Genomic DNA, 918 nt, shown 5'->3' with positions numbered 1-918 from the left:
ACACCAGAGAATAGTGCCGCATTCGCCAGAACGAAGTCGCACACGGGAGAAGCCTGCTACCCACAAATTCGAATGGTATGTCAGATGGAGTTAACGAGCCATTTGCTCACCGCCAGCCGGTTTGACAGTGTTGATACTAATGAGATGATTTTAGCTGAGGACCTAATCCCTCATACCAGTGATAACTCTCTGACAATATTCGATAAGGGGTTTTACTCACTGGGTTTGCTTTATAAGTGGCAAAGTACAGGTGAACAACGCCATTGGTTACTGCCATTGAAGAAGCATACACAGTATGAAGTCATTCGGTCATTGGGCAAACAGGATCAACTGGTACGACTGACAACGACGCCCCAATCACGCAAGAAATTCGCAGACTTACCGCATACGATTGAAGCGAGATTGCTGACTAAAACCATCAAAGACAAAGAAGTCAAAATACTCTGCTCTTTGGTAGACCCGATGCGTTTTCCTGCCGCTGACATTGTTGATTTATACTCGACCCGTTGGGAAATCGAACTGGGCTTCAGGGAAATAAAGCAGTCAATGTTGCAGAATACCTACACACTGCGCTCAAGAAAACCAGATATGGTGAAACAAGAGCTGTGGGGAGTATTGCTGGCCTATAACTTGATCCGGTATCAGATGGTACTTATGGCTGCCTCGTTAGGAAAAGATATCACGCCAAGTCAGCTGAGCTTCAAAGAATCAGCAAGTTACATCGTATTCCAGTTAGCGACATTACCCTATGTTGCGCCAGGAAGAGTCCCACGGGTAGTGATGAATATTACCGAAATGGCGGCTTACTTCTTACTACCTGGACGACGAGAGCGATGTTACCCACGGTGTATAAAGTCGAGTAAGCAGAAATACCCTGTTAGAAAGAAAAATGCCGGTCAGCTTAACTGACCGGCATTA

The 918-nt window shown here is 45.8% G+C and carries 1 protein-coding gene; it reads left to right on the top strand.

Annotated features, from left to right (window positions below):
* The coding region (locus AAY72_RS13420; RefSeq protein WP_057788168.1) for an IS4 family transposase at positions 1-909 on the top strand (909 nt) is incomplete at its 5' end.
* Between the last annotated feature and the right edge of the window lie 9 nt (positions 910-918).

Source organism: Alishewanella sp. WH16-1 (assembly GCF_001441695.1).
GTDB classification, from domain to species: Bacteria; Pseudomonadota; Gammaproteobacteria; order Enterobacterales; family Alteromonadaceae; genus Alishewanella; species Alishewanella agri.
The sequence above is the reverse complement of the archived record's forward strand: the minus strand, read 5'-3'. Positions and strand labels throughout refer to the sequence as shown.